Raw genomic sequence first — 15,256 nt, forward strand, 5'->3', positions numbered from 1 at the left:
ATCCTGGCTGTGGGGTCGCCGGTGCGGCGACCCCACAGCGCGGATATCGATTACGCGATTTCGGCGATGGGCTGCCTGCGGCCCAGGAGCGCCGCGGCGGAAGCTGTCAGGCCGATCGCCGCGACCGCGGCGACCAGGTAGAGGCCGGGCCGGTAACCGGCGATACCGTCGGTGGTTGCGCCGCTGATCAGTCCGGTCGCGATGGCGAGCACCACCGCGCCGCCGATCTGGAACGAGGTCTGCACGAGGCCCGAGGCCAGGCCCTGTTCATGGTCGGCGATACCTTCGGTGGCCTGCACCATCACGGCCGAGAAGCCCAGGGCGAAGCCGAGTCCGAGTAGCAGGAACGCGGGCAGGTAGTCGACGGCATAGGCCGGGTCGGGGCTGCCGCCGCGGGTCAGGAACCAGACGTAGCCGGCTACGAACGACGTGAGAGCCGCGAGGATCATCGGTGTGGTGCCGAAGCGGTCGATGAGCTTCCCGGCGACCGGTGACAGGATCGCCACGATGATGCCGGTCGGCGCCATGGCCAAGGCCATCTGCAGCGGCTCCCAGTGCAGGGTGTTCTGCAGGTACAGCGAGACGATGGTCTGGAAACTGAGATACGAGCCGAAGATGGCCAGGGCGGCCAGATTCGCGCGCACGATCGACTTCACCCGGAAGATGCTCAGCCGCACCAGCGGGTGACTCACCCGGTTCTCGACCACGAAGAATGTGGCGAGCAGTCCGACGGCCAGGATGGTGGTCGCGATAACGGTCGCGGTGAAACCGGTCTCCGGTGCGGTGACGATGGTGTAGATCGCGGCGAGCGTGCCGCCGGTGAGCAGCGCCGCGCCGGTGAAATCGATACGGCCTTCTTCTTTTTCGGTATTGCGCGGAACCACGATGTAGGCGGCGAAAACGACCGCGGCGACAACGACCACGGGCAGGTAGAAGGTCAGCCGCCAGTCGATGCCGGTGAGCAGGCCGGACACGATGAGACCGGACGCGTATCCGGTGGCGCCGAAGACGGCGAAGATCGACAGGGCGCGGTTGCGGTCGGGGCCCTCCTTGAATGTGGTGGTGATGATCGAGAGGGCGGCCGGAGCGGTGAACGCGGCGGCCACGCCCTTCACGATCCGGGTCGCGATCAGCAGCCAGCCGGCGTCGACGAGGCCGCCGATCAGTGAGGCGATACCGAAGACCACCAGGGCGGTCAGGAAGACCTGCCGGCGTCCGAGTAGGTCGGCGGCTCGTCCACCGAGAAGTAGCAGGCCGCCGTAGCCGAGGATGTAGCCGTTCACGATCCACTGCAGTGCGGAGGTGTCCAGGCCCAGTTCGTTGCCGATGGACGGGAGGGCCACGCCGACCATGGAGACGTCGAGGGCGTCGAGGAACATCGCCAGGCCGGCGACGAACAGGATGGCCCACAGTTTGGGTCCCCAGCGGCCGGCGGTCGGGGCGGCGGCCGGGGTGGAGATCTGCGAGGTGCTGGCAGTCATGGTCACGACGGCAAACTTAAATGCACGAGCATTAAATGTCAACGCATGTAATGCGTGAGCATATAATGACTTGACATGATAATCTCGGGTCATGTACCACGACTCCGACAACGATGTCTGCGCGAAGTGGTCCGAAACTCTCCGCCTCTACCACGGCACATCCTGTGAACTGGAGAGCGCTCTGCAGGCGCGGCACGAGCTCGGGCTCAGCGAATTCGAACTCCTGCAGGTCCTCGGCGGACGGTGCGGCCTGGAACAGCAGGAGAAGGTCAAGATGAAGGATATCGAGACCGAGATGTACCTGAGTCAGAGCGCGCTGTCGCGCACCGTGACCCGTTTGGAGAAGGCCGGTCTGGTGGAACGGGCAGCCTGCGATTTCGACCGGCGTGCCAACTTCCTGAAACTGACCCCGGCGGGCCGGACGCGACTGGACGACGCCAAGCCGACCCACCTCGAAGTTCTGCGCAAACACCTGGGTTGAGCGACCCAGCGGCACGTCCCGATGACCCGCCTGCCGTACCGGCCGCCGGGTCTGTTCACCACATTCGGCGGCCGCGGGATCGGCGGATACCGATATCCGTCCGGGGTCGCCCGGCCGCGGCGGCTGTATCGGGAGACGTACGGTTTGGTGACAGTCATGCAGGGCCGAGCCGAGGAGGAGCCGGATGAACGCCCACACCCCCGAAGGGCGGGTTCCGAGCAAATGGGAGGAGCTCGTCGCCGCGGATCCGGCGCATTCGCAGTGGTATGTGCAGCGGTTCCGCGATCTCGCCGCGGAGGGCCAGGACATCTTCGGGGAGGCGCGGTTGATCGATGCGATGCTCGGCCGGCGGGGCCGGGTACTCGACGCGGGCTGCGGGGCCGGTCGCCTGGGCGGGTTTCTGCACAATTCCGGGCATGCGGTGGTCGGGGTCGATGTGGACCCGGTGCTGATCGCCGCGGCGGAAGCGGATTATCCGGGCCCGACGTGGCTGGTGGGGGATCTCGCTCAACTGGATCTACCGGCGCGCGGCGTCGAGGCCGATTTCGATGTCATCGTCTGTGCCGGCAATGTGATGACCTTCCTCGCGCCGGCCACTCGAACGGCCGTACTCGCGGCGTTCCGGCGGCATCTCGCGGCGGACGGCCGCGTGGTCATCGGCTTCGGTGCCGATCGTGGTTACGAGTTCGCCGAGTTCCGCGCCGACGCCACCGATCAGGGCCTGCACCCGGACCTGCTGCTGTCGACCTGGGATCTGCGGCCGTTCACCGACGATTCGAATTTCCTGGTGGCCGTGCTTTCGCGCTGAGGACCCCCAGGGCGGACAGGTAGGCCGCGGCGGCCGGTCCGGGTTTTCGCGGACCCCACACCACGTACTCCACCCGCCGTGGCGGATTGCGCAGGGTGACGACCCGAAGGTCGGGATATGCCGCGACAATGGAGGCCGGCAGCAGGCCGATACACAGGTTCTGCCGGATCAATTTGACGAAATAGTCCACCGCGACCACTTCGAAAGCCACCTCGCGCGGTACTCCGGCGGCCGTGAACGCCTGATCGGTCTGGGCTCGCCCGGCCGAGCCCGCGGGGAAATCGACGAACAGCTCCTCGCCCAGCCGGGCCGGTTCCACCTCGTGTTCGCCCGCCAGGGGGTGAGCGGGGGACACCAGGGCGACCAGTTCACCGCGGCCGAGCTCCACGGCCGTAACACCACTCGGTTCGGTATCGGCAGGTAGGCCGAGGAAAGCGATATCCAGCGTGCCGTGCCGGACATCGTCCACGAGATGACCGCTCATGCCCACCTGCAAGCTGATCTGGACCCGCGGATGGCGAGTCCGGAAATCCCGTAGCGTGCCCAGCAGATCGATCGCGCCCACGGTGGGAATCGCGCCGATCGCGAGGCGGCCGCGGATCTCGCCGGCCGCGGCGGTGACTTCGGCGCGCGCTCGTTCCGCGGCTTCGAGCGCCTGCCGGGCGGCGGGGAGGAACGCCGCGCCGGCGGGGGTGAGTTCGACCCGGCGGCTCGTTCGTTCGAAGAGTTTCGCGCCGAGTTCCTTTTCCAGCCGGGCAATCTGGTGGCTGAGTGCGGACTGCACCACGAGGCATCGCTGGGCGGCGCGGGTGAAGTTCTTCGTCTCCGCCACGGCGATGACGTACCGCATCTGCTGCAGTTCCATCCATCTATCGTGAATCACGATCGTTAAGCTGACAAACATGTGTTGGACTCATTGATCCCGGCGGCTCAGGGTTGAATGCATGACAGTGACGACAGCGGCCCGGCCGCTCCACCGCGAGAGAACCTCCGAATACGGCCCGGGGATGCCGCGCGGGCTCCTGCTGCTGATGTCCGTTTCGACCGGCTTGATCGTGGCGGGTAATTACTTCGCTCAACCGCTGCTGGACCTGATCCGCCACGACCTGGGCCTGAGCACCGGTACCGCGGCATTCATCGTCACCGCCGCTCAAGCGGGTTACGCGCTGGGACTGATGCTGTTGCTGCCCTTGGCCGATCTGTTCGAGCGGCGGCGGCTCGCGGTGACAATGTTCGGTGCCACCGCCGTCTTCCTGCTGATCGCCGGTACCGCCGGCAGCGGCGCCGTTCTCCTCGGCGCGACCGCGCTGGCCGCTTTCACGTCGGTCGCGGCACAGGTGCTGGTGATTTTCGCCGTCGCGCTGAGTAGTCCGGAGCGCCGGGGACGGGTGGTCGGCACGGTGATGAGCGGTGTGCTGATCGGTGGCCTGCTGGCCCGGGCCGTCGCGGGTCAGTTGAGTGAATTCGGTGGCTGGCGCACCGTGTACTGGTTCGGAGCGGCCGTACTGGCCGTGGTCGCCGTCGCGCTGTGGCGGGCACTACCCACCCTGCATACGCCGGTGGGGATGCCCTATCGTGCATTGCTCCGATCGACTGCCGGACTCTTCCGCACGCAACCGGTGTTACGTGCGCGGGCGGCTCTGGGCGCATTGTCCATGGCCTCCTTCAACATGTTCTGGACCGGAGTGACCTTCCTGCTGGTCGGCTCCCATTACCAGTGGTCGGAGGCGACGATCGGGCTGTTCGGGCTGGTGGGGATAGTCGGGACTGTCGCGACACCGATTGCCGGACGCCTGGCCGACCGCGGATATGCGCACCGGGTCGCCGGAGTGGGCGCGGCGCTGCTGGTGGTGGCCTGGGTCGCGCTCGGCGCCGGGGGAACCTCGCTGTTCGCCCTGATCGCCGGAGCGATCGCCCTGACCGTGGCTCAGCAGTCGCTGCTCAACAGCAACCAGAACCTGCTCTACGCGCTCGCCCCCGAACTCCGCAACCGGCTGAACTCGGCGTTCATGACAGCGTTCTTCCTCGGTAGCGCGGCCGGATCGGCGCTCACGGCACTCGCGTGGGCATGGAACGGATGGCTCGGTGTCAGCGTGGCCGGGGGTGCGCTGGCTTCGGCCACCCTGCTGCTGTGGGCCGTGGAACGCGCACTCGCCCTATCCGCCCGCTCGTCACGCCGCCGGCCGTGAGTACCGGCCGCGGGCCTTCCGCCCTCAACAGTATGCGAAACGCAATCGATTCCGGAGAGAGAAAACCCATGCGTATCACCATTTTCGGAGCATCCGGGCAGGTCGGTAGCCGGACGGTCACCGAAGCCCTGGACCGCGGCCACCACGTCACCGCGGTTCTCCGTAGCCCCGCCCGGGCAGGCGAGATCCCCGGTGACGCGGAGGTCCGGATCGGTGATGCGGCCGACCTCGAGGATGTCGTAGACCTCACCGGCGGACAGGATCTAGTGATCAGCGCGACCCGGCCGGCCGCCGGACGCGAGGGCGAGCTGATCACCACCACCGCGAATCTGATGACCGGGACAGCGCGCACCGGGACCCGGCTATTGCTCGTGGGCGGCGCGGCGACACTGACCGTGCCCGGCGCCGGCGGGGTGACGGTGATGGACGAGCCGGGATTCCCCGAATCCCTGTTGCATATCGCCCGCGCCTGCGCGGACCAGCTCGAGGTGTGCCGTGCCGCCGCACATCGCGACTGGACCTACCTCAGCCCACCCGCACAACTGCACGCCGGCGTCCGTACCGGACGCTATCGCCTGGGCCGGGACACGCTGGTAACCGATCGGCTGGGGGTATCGGCACTGTCATACGAAGACCTCGCGGTGGTCCTGCTCGACGAAGCCGAAAGACCCGCTCACCGCGGCATACGATTTACCGCTGCCTACTGACGCCGAATGCCCGGCCACATATCAGCCGAGCTGCCGATGCTGGTAGACACAGCGGGTGAATATCGGGATTCAGCTGGTCGACGTCCGGCCCGGGCGCGTCGAGTTGTCGGATCGCCGGACGGAAAGCACCTGGTCGGTCGAGTTGGCGGCATACCGGATCGCGGAGACGCCGGTGACCCGAGAGCAGTACGCGGCCATTGCCGGAACCGATGGTGGGGGAGAACCCGGGGCAGCGTTACCGATGGACAGCGTGTCGTGGGACGACGCGGTGCGGTTCTGTAACCGCTTGTCCGAGTGGGCGGGCCTGACACCGGTATACCGCTGGGCGGGCGAAACAACGGAGACGATCGCGGCCGCCGGCGGATACCGCCTGCCCACCGAGGCCGAGTGGGAGTTTGCCTGCCGCGCCGGAACGGAGGGGCCACGTTACGGAGACCTCGACGAGATCGCCTGGTATCGGGGAAATTCGGCGAATCGCGTGCACACCGTCGGCGGGAAGCGGCCCAATGGGTGGGGACTGTACGACATGCTCGGCAATGTCTGGGAGTGGTGCTGGGATATCTACGATCCCGCTGTTTACGGTGACTACCGGGTACTGCGCGGCGGCGGCTGGTTCGACGAACACTGGAGCTGTCGGGCGTCGGTGCGCCGGCGTAGCCATCCGACGTTACGGCTCGACGATGTCGGGTTCCGAGTTGCCCAGTCGGTGTTTTCCGTTGGGGCGCATACCGGGTGAATGCCAAGTGGTTCGGATACAGCGGCGGGAATCAGGTTCGGACGAAGGGGGCTCCGGCGGGAAATCCATTCGGCGGTCGTTGCTGTTGGGAGAGCGGTCAGGTACGGGTTCGCGTGAGTGACAGCACGATTTCGGTACCCGCGTCGACGAGCCGGTTCCGAGGTACCCGGAGTTGTCCGTCGATCCAGTCCAGGTAGAGCGCGACCAGCGCGCCGCTGAGAGCTGTGCCGGTGATCGCGAGGGTTTCCTCGCTGTCGGGTAGCAGTGCCGCGATCTGGTCACCGAGGGCCGGGACGACCGTGCGGAGGAAAATCGGCAGGCGGCCGGCGCTGTGCCGGCGCAGCGCGTCGTCGGTGAGGGGTTCGCGGAGCAGGACCCGGGCGCGGCGGGGGTCCTCCTCGAAGTAGGCGGCGCAGATCTCCAGTGCCGAACGGATGGTGATGTTGGGGTCGGGATCGGGCGCGGCCGCGCTCAGCCGGGTCAGGAGTTCGGTTTCGAGGCGGTCGTAGACGGCGATGATCAGCGCGTGGCGGTCCCCGAAACTCTCGTAGAAGTAGCGGGGGCTGAGATTCGCGAGGCGGGTCACGGCCCGCATGGTGACGGCGACCGCCCCGTCGGTGCCGAGCAGGTCGAACCCGACGTCCACGAGTTGTTCGCGGCGCTCCGCGGATCTGTCGTCCAGCGTCCGGCCGCGCCACAGCTTGGGTGCGCTCATCGATTCATCCTCGCACCGGCCGGTCCCTTCATTGACATCAGGTGATTCAACATGAATCATACGATTCACGTTGAAGATCGGGTGCGGCCGAGTCCGCGCTCGCCGAAAGGGCGATGCCGTGTTCAGTGAGGAAAAGTTCCAGCAAGCTCTCCGCCGGCCCCGTCTCGCCCGGCCCGCCCCCGAGTTCCTGGACGGGAATCGCGCCGTGCCGATCCGCGTGATCCCGGAGCCGGAACTGCAGGCCACCACCGAGGAGTGGTTCGTACAGTTCGACCGGAAGCTGGAGTACTACGGCAAACTCGGCCTCGACCTGTCCTGGCTGATGGAGTGGGCGAAGAAGTACTGGTGGAGTTTCCTGGCGCGCGATATGAGCATCAACGACGAGCTGTACGCGCCGGATGTCCGCTATACCGACGTCACCACCTTCGGCCGCACCATCGTCGGCATCGACGAATTCGTGAAATACAACTTCGCCTTCTTCGACGCGATCCCGGACTGGCGCTACGATCCGCTGCCCGACCAGGTCTATCTCGACGTCATGCCCGACGAAAAGGTCCGGATCGTCATCCGCTACATCGGCAGCGGCCACTGGGACGGGCCGCTGCGTCTCTACCCCTACGACGACAGCGCGCCCGTGCTGTACGGGACCGGCCGTTTCATCCAGTGCCCGGCGGTCGACCGTTACCACTTCAACGCCGACGGTCTGATGGAGGAAGGCGAAACCCTCTACGACGCCTTCGACGTCACCCAGCGCGGCGGGATCCTCCCGCGCGACGACAGCTGGCAGTTCAAGGCCCTCATGTCGGCATCGAAGATTCCGGCCCTGCTGCAGCGCATCAAGTTCTGATCGGCTGTCCGTTGCGCTCGGGACCGGGGCGCCGGACGGAGTTCGATCGCCAGAACTGCAGTATCCACAGGACCATACGCAGGAAGTCGGCCCCGGAGATCGCGGAGCTCCCAGGAAGTATCCTGGGATGTGAGTGTCGTCATTGTGAAACCTTTTCCGGGCGTGACTCGACATCGGTAATGTCCGTCGCGCTCAGCTGTTTTCGTCCTCGATCGTATGTGTACCGGAAGTGACGAGAATTCCTGATCTTTGTATATTCTGAGCATATTTCCGCAGCCGCCGGAAAAAGTGTTCCGGCCGCCATGCGGGCGGTATCGGAACGCATGGGCCCAGCGTCCGGCGGGGCCGCATCCGGGCGTTTCGACATCCGCTGTTCCTGCGGCGGGGGTGTCCGACGCGAACCGGGAAGCCGCTCGTCAGCGGACTTGCTGATCGGTTCGTGCCCGTGTTACAGGCGGTTGTCGGGGTGTCGGTCGGGAACCGGCAGGTATGGAAGCAGGAGCCTATATTCCCAATGTTGGGAACGCCTGATACTCGGCTCGTATCGCGGTGCGTGGCTGATTTCTGCTGAATGGCGCTTCGAATTGACGGCCGATTGATCGGCCGGAGCGGCGATGCCAAAAGGGTATGAACGATGGCAGTCGGCGACATCGCTGTGAGTCGACTGGCGTCGGAAGCGTGAGAGGTATGTCGATGAGGGACATAGGGATGCCGGGACTGTGTGCCGGGGAAGCAGCAAAAGTCCAGTCCGTGTCGATCGGCCTCGGTGAACGTTCGCACGTCATGGAAGAGCCGGGCACCGTTGTCCGGGCGCTCGGACGCAGACCGATACTGCGTGCGGACCGCGTGCGCTCCCGTTGCTCCGCTTCGCTCGTTGTTGCCGAGGGCGACCACGACCGCCGGATCTAGCCGGACCGGCCGTCTGCCGCCGATCCGCCGAATCACCACCGCGCCACTCGAAGCTCGAGGACGGCGGCGGTATCCCCTGGCCGACGACGCCGGAATCGTTCCGGCGTCATCGGCAACCTCGATCTACCCCTGGATGTGAACGTGGACACGAACACTGGTGACTCGTCCGAACGGATGTTGGAGTACCTCAAAAAGGTCACCGTGGAGCTCATGTCGAGTCGCGAGGAGCTCGCCCGGCTGCGGGAGCAGAGCGTCGAGCCCATCGCGATCGTGGGCATGAGCTGCCGGTATCCGGGCGGTGTGGAGTCGCCGGAGCAACTGTGGGATCTGGTCGCCTCCGGCTCGGACGCGATCGGCGAATTCCCGGCCGACCGGGGCTGGGATGTGGCGGGGTTGTTCGATCCCGATCCGGACCGGTTCGGAAAGGTGTATACGCGCGAGGGCGGTTTTCTCTCCGGCGCCGGTGATTTCGATGCGGGGTTCTTCGGTATCGGTCCCCGTGAGGCGGCGGCGATGGATCCGCAGCAGCGGTTGTTTCTGGAGGCCTCGTGGGAAGCCCTGGAAGGCGCCGGTATCGACCCCACCTCGCTGCGGGGCAGCGACACCGGCGTGATCGCCGGAGTGATGTACACCGACTACGAGCACACGGCCAAGGCCGCCGGCCCGGCCGCGGAGGGACACGCGGGCACCGGATCGGTGAGCAGCGTGGTGTCGGGGCGGGTGGCGTACACGCTGGGACTGGAAGGCGCGGCGCTGACGGTCGACACGGCGTGCTCGTCCTCGCTGGTGGCGATTCATCTGGCCGCCCAGGCACTGCGACGCCGGGAGACGTCACTGGTCCTGGCCGGCGGTGTGACCGTGATGTCGACACCGTCGCTGTTCGTGGAGTTCTCGCGGCAACGGGGTTTGTCGCGTGACGGGCGGTGCAAGTCGTTCTCGGCCGGCGCGGACGGGGTGGGCTGGTCCGAGGGGGTCGGCGTGCTGGTGCTGGAGCGGTTGTCGGACGCGCGGCGCTCGGGGCACGAAATTCTGGCCGTCGTTCGCGGCTCGGCGGTGAATCAGGATGGTGCGAGCAATGGTTTGACCGCGCCGAACGGTCCGTCACAGGAGCGGGTCATCGCGTCGGCGCTGGCGGCCGCCGGACTCGAGCCGGCGGATGTGGATGTGGTGGAGGCGCACGGCACCGGGACACCTCTGGGCGATCCGATCGAGTCACAGGCGTTGATCTCCGCATACGGGCAGCGTCGCGGCACACCGTTGCGGCTCGGATCGCTGAAGTCGAATATCGGGCATTCGCAAGCGGCCGCGGGTGTGGGTGGGGTGATCAAGGTGGTGCAGGCGTTGCGGCACGGGATGCTGCCGAGAACGCTGCACGTGGATGAGCCGTCGCCGCATGTGGATTGGTCGGCGGGGTCGGTGCGATTGCTGACCGAGGAGGAGCCCTGGCTCGCGGGTGAGCGGGTGCGGCGGGCCGGGGTGTCCTCGTTCGGGATCAGTGGCACCAACGCTCATTTGATTCTGGAGGAAGCGCCCGCGTCCGTCCCGTCGCCGCCCGAGGAGACCACCGCGGGCCCCGCCGCCGCGACGGATGTGCTGCCGTTACTGGTATCTGCGAAGTCCGATGCGGCGCTGCGCGCCCAGGCCGGCCGGTTGCGGCAGTGGCTGCTCGACAATCCGGATGCGGACCTGTGGAGTGTGGCGTCGTCGCTGGTCGAGCACAGGACGCAATGGGATCGGCGCGCCGTGGTGGTGGGGCGCGATCGTGCACAGCTGGCGTCGGAATTGGCGGATCTGGCGTCAGGGTCCTCGGCGGCCGCCGTGTCCGTCTCGGGTGGTACGGCGTTCCTGTTCACAGGGCAGGGAGCTCAGCGGGTGGGGATGGGGGCGGAGCTCTATGCGGCCTTCCCGGATTTCGCGACGGCGCTGGACGAGGTCTGCGCCCAGTTCGATCCTCATCTGGGCGGGTCGTTGCGGGAGGTGATGTTCTCCGGCAGCGCTGCGATACGGCCGCCGGGGATAGGCGCGGCCGATGTCGCACTGGATCGCACGGAGTGGACGCAGCCCGCGCTGTTCGCGTTCGAGGTGGCGTTGTTCCGGTTGACGGCGGCGTTCGGCGTGACCGCGGATGTGCTGGCCGGACATTCGATCGGCGAGCTGACGGCCGCCTACCTCGCGGGGGTGTGGTCGCTGGCGGACGCGTGTGCGCTGGTGGCGGCGCGGGGCCGCTTGATGGGGGCGCTGCCGGCGGGCGGCGCGATGCTCGCGGCCGCCCTGACCGAGAAGGAGGCACTCGAACTCGTCGCGGTACACGGTGATCGGTTATCGGTCGCGGCTGTGAACGGACCTTCGTCGGTCGTGCTGTCCGGCGCTGCCGACCTCGTCGAAGCGGCGGAGCGCGAGCTGTCCGACGCGGGTGTGCGGACATCACGATTGCGGGTCGGTCACGCTTTCCATTCGGCGCTGATGGAGCCGATGCTCGACGAATTCCGTTCGGTGGCAGCGGGGCTTACGTATCGACTGCCGACCGTTCCGATGGTGTCGAACATCTCCGGCGGTATCGTCGGCGCCGAGGTGACCGATCCGGAGTACTGGGTGGCGCAGGTCCGCGGTTGTGTGCGATTCGCGCCCGGCGTCGATGCCCTCGTCGCGGGCGGCGTGCGGCGCTTCGTGGAGGTGGGCCCCGATGCGGTGCTGGCATCCATGACTCGCCAGTGTCTGGCCGAATATCCGGAGGTCGAGGCGGGCTCGATGGTTGCCGCCGGGGCGCGGCGTTCGGTCGACGAAGTGACGCAGTGTGTGACGATGCTGGGGCAGCTGCACGTCAGCGGCGCCGAGGTGGATTGGCGGCCGATCTTCGCGAACCGTCCGCTGCATCGGGTGTCGTTGCCCACGTACGCATTTCAGCGTGAGTGGTACTGGTTGGAGCCGCTCGCCACCGACGCCTCCGTGGTGTCGTCGGATCATCCGATCCTGACCGGCGTCGTCTCCGTGGCAGGCCGGGACGAATGGCTGTTCACCGGACGGCTGTCGCTACGGACCCACCCGTGGCTCGCCGATCACGCGGTCTTCGGCTCGGTGTTGCTGCCCGGGACCGGATTCGTGGAACTGGCGCTGACCGCGGGCGCCCGGCTCGGCGTCGAGTTCGTGGAGGAACTGCTGCTGGAAGCGCCGCTGCTGCTGACGGACGACACCGCGGTCGATATTCAGCTCGGTGTGGAGCCCGCCGATGGCGCGGGCAGGCGCCGGTTCGCCGTGCACTCCCGGGTTTCCGGTGAGCAGTCCGACGACGCGGAGTGGGTCTCGCACGCGGCAGGGGTGCTGGCGCCCGCGCTCGGCGCGGCGGATGCGGTGTGGGATGGGTGGGTGTGGCCGCCCGCCGGAGCCGAACCGGTGGACTCGGCGCGGTTGTACGAGCGCTTGGCGAACATGGGTTTCGGGTACGGCCCGGCATTCCGGGGGGTGCGCGCCGCGTGGATGAGTGGTGCGGAGGTGTTCGCGGAGCTGTCGTTGCCCGAGAACACGGACGCGCGGCGGTTCCGGGTACATCCGGCCTTGCTGGACGCCGCATTCCACACCGCGATCGACCGTCTCGCCGATACCGGCGACGGCCGGGTGCCGTTGCCGTTCTCGTTCGCCGGGGTGCGCGTCCACCGCGATGGCGCCACGGCCCTGCGGGTGCGTGTCGCCCGCACCGGCAACACCATCCGAGTAGATGCCGCCGACACGCACGGTCTGCCCGTAGTGGCCGTCGATGCCCTCGTCGCGCGCCCGGTCGATGCCCGCACCCTGCACCGTGATCGCGCTGCCGCACATCCGCTCTACACCCTCCGCTGGACGCCGGCACCCACGCCGGTTGCCGTGAACAGTTCTGCTGTGACGGTATTGGGATCCACGACGATGCCGGGCGCCGAGGCGCATACGGATCTGGGCGCGCTGCTCGCAGTGCGGTCCGTACCCGATATCGTCGTCTGGCGCTGTGACGACGTCCCGGCGGCGGGCGATGCCGCCCAGGTAGCCCGTCGGCGAGTCGACGCGGCACTGACGATGGTCCGGGATTGGATCGCCGACGAACGATCCGAGAAATCCACCCTGGTCGTCGTGACCCACAACGCCGCGGAAATACCGGGCGAATCGTGTGATCCCGCGGCGGCGGCGGTATCCGGCCTGATCGGGTGTGCCCAGTCGGAACATCCCGGCCGGATCGTGCAGATCGACCACGACGCCGCCACGATGGTGACATCTGGGACGGTCGTGCGAGCTGTGCATCTCGGTGAGCCGCAGGTGGCAGTGCGGGGTGACGCGCTCCTGGTACCCAGGCTGGTGCGGGCTGCCGCGCCGGATACGGCACCGGTCTCGTTCGGCGGCGGAACGGTGATGATCACTGGCGGCACCGGAGGTCTCGGTGCGCTGACGGCGCGACATCTGGTCACGGCATATGGCGTTCGGAGACTGCTGCTGGTTTCCCGGCGGGGGCCGGATGCCCCGGGGACCGCGGATCTGGTCGGCGATCTCGAGGCCGCGGGCGCGCAGGTACGGGTGGCCGCCTGCGACGTCGCCGACCGAGACGCACTGCGAGATCTGCTGCGGACCATCCCGGCGCAACACCCGCTGACCGCCGTGATCCACACGGCCGGCGTACTCGACGACGGCACCGTCGAAACGCTGACCACCGAGCAGGTCGACCGCGTCATGCGGCCGAAAGCCGACGCGGCGCTGCATCTGCACGAACTCACCCGGGATCACGACCTGTCGGCGTTCGTGCTGTTCTCCTCCTCCGCCCCGCTACTCGGAGGTCAGGGTCAGGGCAACTACGCGGCCGCGAACCGTTTCCTCGACGCACTCGCGCATCGTCGCCGGGAAGCCGGCCTGCCCGCGCATTCACTGGCATGGGGGCTGTGGACGCTGGGCATGGCAGGCGTGCTCGATCAGGAGGATACCGAGGACATAGCTCGCCGTATCCGCACCCGACTCGGGTTGATGCCCATCACCCCCGAGCCCGGATTGGCGATGTTCGACAAGGCGCTGGCCACCGGCCACTCGCTGCTGATGACGGCGTCGCTGGATATGGACGCACTCGCATCGCTCGCTCGCTCCGGTGTGCTGCCGCCGGTGCTGCGCGAGATCGTGCGCGCGCCCGCGGCGGCGCAGCCGGGCAGTGAACGCGGCTCGCTGGCGCGGCGTTTGGAGATGCTGCCGCAGGACGATCACTACGAGGTCATCCTCGAGGAGATACGCTCGCTGGCCGCTGTCGTCCTCGGACACAAGTCGGCCGCGGCAGTGGCCGCGGATGTGCCGTTCGCCGAACTCGGATTCGACTCGCTGGGCGGCGTCGAGTTCCGCAACAGGCTCGCTGCCGTCACCGGTCTGTCTCTGCCGTCGACGCTGGTGTTCGAGCATCCGACCGCCGCCGCGATCGCGCAACTGCTGCGGTCGCGGATGGGGGTTGTCGAGGCTGAGCACGAGACGCCGCCCGCCGCGACGGGAGTACGTGGCAGGTTGACGGAACTGGTGATGGCGGCCCATCGGCGCGGGGACGCGACCGCGGTGATGCCGCTGTTGATCGAAAGCGCCAGGCTCGGTGTCGCTTTCGATGAGCCGGTCCCAGCGAATGGCGTCTCGGCGCCCATGCTGCTGTCACGCGCCGGAGCCGGGCCCAACCTGATCTGCATTCCGTCGTTCCTGGTCGGCAACGGACCGCACCAGTTCGGCCGATTGGCGCGCGAACTCGGCGCCGAATTCGGTGTGTCCGCGTTGCGGCTGCCGGGGACCCGGGTCGGTGAACCGATGCCGCCCACCTGGGACGCGCTGCTCGACCACCTTGCCGTTGTCACCGAAAACGCCACGGGTGAACACCCGTTCGTACTCGTCGGCTACTCGATCGGCGGCGCGGTCGCGCACGCGCTCGCCGAACGGCTCGACGAGCGCGGCCGTGGCCCGGTCGGTGTCGCGATGCTCGATACCTACTCGCCGGACGGCGAGGACCCCATCGGCACCGTTTTCGCGGGCGCGCTCGGCCTGGTGCTCGACCGCGGCCACGAACTGATCGATATCGACGACCACGCACTGGTCGCCATGGGCAATTATGTGCGGATCTTCGGTGAGCGCGGTACGCGTTCGATTGCCGCGCCGACGCTGAACCTGCGGGCCACGGTCGGACTACCGGGCGTCGATATCGCTGCGCCGGTGCCGGATTGGCAGCACCGCGGCGACACGGTCCACATAGCCGCCGACCATTTCTCCCTCATCGAAGACGCGGCGCCGGCCGCGGCAGCGGGGATTCGGCAATGGCTCCACTCGATTGCGAGCGACGTTGTGAGCAACCGATAGCCGCGTGATCGCGAAAACACCTGCTTGAAATCGAATAAGGCGAGATAGAGGAACCC

Annotated in this window: 10 protein-coding genes; 7 read left to right on the top strand and 3 right to left on the bottom strand. The window is 67.5% G+C overall.

Going from position 1 to position 15,256, the window contains the following annotated elements:
- Positions 1-50: 50 nt before the first annotated feature.
- Positions 51-1,481 carry an MFS transporter gene (locus ABZ827_RS11750; protein ID WP_357236621.1) on the bottom strand — a complete coding sequence of 477 codons (1,431 nt, stop codon included), beginning with the start codon at positions 1,479-1,481 and terminating at the stop codon, positions 51-53.
- Between the two features lie 91 nt (positions 1,482-1,572).
- On the opposite strand from ABZ827_RS11750, the gene ABZ827_RS11755 reads away from it, so the two are divergent.
- Together ABZ827_RS11755 and ABZ827_RS11760 are read left to right on the top strand one after the other, a co-directional pair.
- The gene (locus tag ABZ827_RS11755) at positions 1,573-1,962 is read left to right on the top strand and encodes a MarR family transcriptional regulator (protein WP_357236120.1); all 390 of its coding nucleotides are present in this window, start codon (positions 1,573-1,575) and stop codon (positions 1,960-1,962) included.
- Positions 1,963-2,146: 184 nt separating this feature from the next.
- Positions 2,147-2,770 carry a class I SAM-dependent methyltransferase gene (locus tag ABZ827_RS11760; RefSeq protein WP_357236122.1) on the top strand — a complete coding sequence of 208 codons (624 nt, stop codon included), beginning with the start codon at positions 2,147-2,149 and terminating at the stop codon, positions 2,768-2,770.
- Here the strand turns inward: ABZ827_RS11760 and ABZ827_RS11765 are convergent.
- On the bottom strand, positions 2,727-3,635 hold the full coding sequence (locus ABZ827_RS11765; protein ID WP_357236123.1) for a LysR family transcriptional regulator: 909 nt from the start codon (positions 3,633-3,635) through the stop codon (positions 2,727-2,729). The genes ABZ827_RS11760 and ABZ827_RS11765 overlap by 44 nt on opposite strands.
- Positions 3,636-3,714: 79 nt before the next feature.
- Between ABZ827_RS11765 and ABZ827_RS11770 the strand changes: the two genes are divergently transcribed.
- From ABZ827_RS11770 to ABZ827_RS11780, 3 genes are all read left to right on the top strand, one after another.
- Positions 3,715-4,959 carry an MFS transporter gene (locus tag ABZ827_RS11770; protein WP_357236124.1) on the top strand — a complete coding sequence of 415 codons (1,245 nt, stop codon included), beginning with the start codon at positions 3,715-3,717 and terminating at the stop codon, positions 4,957-4,959.
- 68 nt (positions 4,960-5,027) lie between these two features.
- Positions 5,028-5,666 carry an NAD(P)H-binding protein gene (locus ABZ827_RS11775; protein WP_357236125.1) on the top strand — a complete coding sequence of 213 codons (639 nt, stop codon included), beginning with the start codon at positions 5,028-5,030 and terminating at the stop codon, positions 5,664-5,666.
- A 73-nt stretch (positions 5,667-5,739) separates the two neighbouring features.
- Positions 5,740-6,402, top strand: coding sequence for an SUMF1/EgtB/PvdO family nonheme iron enzyme (locus tag ABZ827_RS11780; protein ID WP_357236623.1), 663 nt, complete (start codon positions 5,740-5,742; stop codon positions 6,400-6,402).
- A gap of 97 nt (positions 6,403-6,499) precedes the next feature.
- On the opposite strand, the gene ABZ827_RS11785 is transcribed toward ABZ827_RS11780, so the two are convergent.
- Positions 6,500-7,117 carry a TetR/AcrR family transcriptional regulator gene (locus ABZ827_RS11785; protein WP_357236127.1) on the bottom strand — a complete coding sequence of 206 codons (618 nt, stop codon included), beginning with the start codon at positions 7,115-7,117 and terminating at the stop codon, positions 6,500-6,502.
- 118 nt (positions 7,118-7,235) lie between these two features.
- On the opposite strand from ABZ827_RS11785, the gene ABZ827_RS11790 reads away from it, so the two are divergent.
- On the top strand, positions 7,236-7,964 hold the full coding sequence (locus ABZ827_RS11790) for a nuclear transport factor 2 family protein (RefSeq protein WP_357236129.1): 729 nt from the start codon (positions 7,236-7,238) through the stop codon (positions 7,962-7,964).
- A gap of 1,050 nt (positions 7,965-9,014) precedes the next feature.
- Positions 9,015-15,200 (top strand): type I polyketide synthase, encoded by a 6,186-nt coding sequence (locus ABZ827_RS11795; protein ID WP_357236130.1) that lies wholly within the window; start codon positions 9,015-9,017, stop codon positions 15,198-15,200.
- Positions 15,201-15,256 lie beyond the last annotated feature (56 nt).

The organism is Nocardia sp. NPDC019395, assembly GCF_040632335.1.
Lineage (GTDB): Bacteria > Actinomycetota > Actinomycetes > Mycobacteriales > Mycobacteriaceae > Nocardia.

Coding starts and splice junctions, on each gene's coding strand:
- ABZ827_RS11750 (WP_357236621.1), bottom strand. CDS start 1,481: ATGACTGCCAGCACCTCGCAGATCTCCACCCCGGCCGCCGCCCCGACC.
- ABZ827_RS11755 (WP_357236120.1), top strand. CDS start 1,573: ATGTACCACGACTCCGACAACGATGTCTGCGCGAAGTGGTCCGAAACT.
- ABZ827_RS11760 (WP_357236122.1), top strand. CDS start 2,147: ATGAACGCCCACACCCCCGAAGGGCGGGTTCCGAGCAAATGGGAGGAG.
- ABZ827_RS11765 (WP_357236123.1), bottom strand. CDS start 3,635: ATGGAACTGCAGCAGATGCGGTACGTCATCGCCGTGGCGGAGACGAAG.
- ABZ827_RS11770 (WP_357236124.1), top strand. CDS start 3,715: ATGACAGTGACGACAGCGGCCCGGCCGCTCCACCGCGAGAGAACCTCC.
- ABZ827_RS11775 (WP_357236125.1), top strand. CDS start 5,028: ATGCGTATCACCATTTTCGGAGCATCCGGGCAGGTCGGTAGCCGGACG.
- ABZ827_RS11785 (WP_357236127.1), bottom strand. CDS start 7,117: ATGAGCGCACCCAAGCTGTGGCGCGGCCGGACGCTGGACGACAGATCC.